This is a genomic window from Pedobacter sp. ASV12, from assembly GCF_016429155.1.
Taxonomy (GTDB): Bacteria; Bacteroidota; Bacteroidia; order Sphingobacteriales; family Sphingobacteriaceae; genus Pedobacter.
Genome location: NZ_JAELUC010000191.1, coordinates 1 through 1,191 on the forward strand (window position 1 = coordinate 1; position 1,191 = coordinate 1,191).

Consider the following 1,191-nt stretch of genomic DNA (forward strand, 5'->3'; position numbering starts at 1 on the left):
CCCCCCCCCCCCCCCCCCCCCCCCCCCCCCCCCCCCCCCCCCCCCCCCCCCCCCCCCCCCCCCCCCCCCCCCCCCCCCCCCCCCCCCCCCCCCACCCCCTTTTTAATGATACGGCGACCACCGATATCTACCCATGTCGTGGTTCGTCGGCAGCGTCAGATGTGTATAAGAGACAGATCTCAGGCTGATGTTCTTGAAAGGCATTGTTCAAACTTTTAAAGTCTAAAATATCACCATCGATATGTGTAATTTTTTCGGCCAGTTTTAAAAGGTTAAAATGATCTGATTCATTAGTAGGCGGAAGCGAGTATCACACTACAGTTACCCCAATTTTGTGTAGCCAAAAAGCCAGCCACGACCCTTTAAAGCCAGTATCTCCAGTAATGAGGACTTTTTTCCCCTTAAAAAAATCAAAATTTCCTACCATTTCTTCCAAGGTGCTTTGTTGTTTGCATAAATCTCATTTAGCAATGAGTATTCTCTATAGGTATCCATTGGCTGCCAGAACTGATCGTGGTTAAACTGCATGAGCTCTCCATGTTTCACCATTTTTCTGATCGGATCTTGTTCAAATACAACATCGTCTCCATCTTCAATAAAATCGAACATGTTATAGTTGCAAACAAAATATCCGCCATTAATTCTTCCTTCGGTGGCATTTGGCTTTTCATTAAATTCAGTGATTTGGCCAGTCGGATCCGACATAATCTCTCCAAATCTGCCCGGAGGCCTCACTGCTGTTAAAGTCATTGCTTTGCCACTGGCTTTGTGGAATTCGATGAGTTTATTAATGTCTACGTCACTCAACCCACCGCCATAGGTAAGCATAAACTGCTCGCCCTCTGGAATATATTTCTTTATTTTCTTAATCCTTGCCCCAGTCATTGCATTTTCACCTGTTTCAGCAAACGTAATTTTCCAATCCTTCTCATTATGCTGGTTCATAAAATCAAGCGAATGTTTATCTCCTAAACTAAGGGTAAAGTCAGACGTATTGATCTCATAGTTAACAAAATACTCCTTGATTACATTGCTCTTATAACCTAAACACAAAACAAATTCAGTAAATCCGAATGTAGAATAGTATTTCATGATATGCCATAAGATTGGTTTGTTACCAACAGGAATCATTGGTTTTGGGAGGTTATCGGCCACATCTCGGATTCTTGTTCCTGTCTCTTATACACATCT

At 43.7% G+C, this 1,191-nt stretch carries 2 protein-coding genes; one reads left to right on the forward strand and one right to left on the reverse strand.

Annotation, left to right across the window (positions count from 1 at the left end):
• Window positions 1-188: hypothetical protein (locus JHD69_RS19820; protein ID WP_199142067.1), on the forward strand; the 188-nt coding region annotated here is incomplete at its 5' end.
• 232 nt (window positions 189-420) lie between these two features.
• On the opposite strand, the gene JHD69_RS19825 is transcribed toward JHD69_RS19820, so the two are convergent.
• Window positions 421-1,164: a glucose-1-phosphate cytidylyltransferase gene (locus JHD69_RS19825; protein ID WP_370583535.1), complete on the reverse strand. Its 744-nt coding sequence runs from the start codon at window positions 1,162-1,164 to the stop codon at window positions 421-423.
• Between the last annotated feature and the right edge of the window lie 27 nt (window positions 1,165-1,191).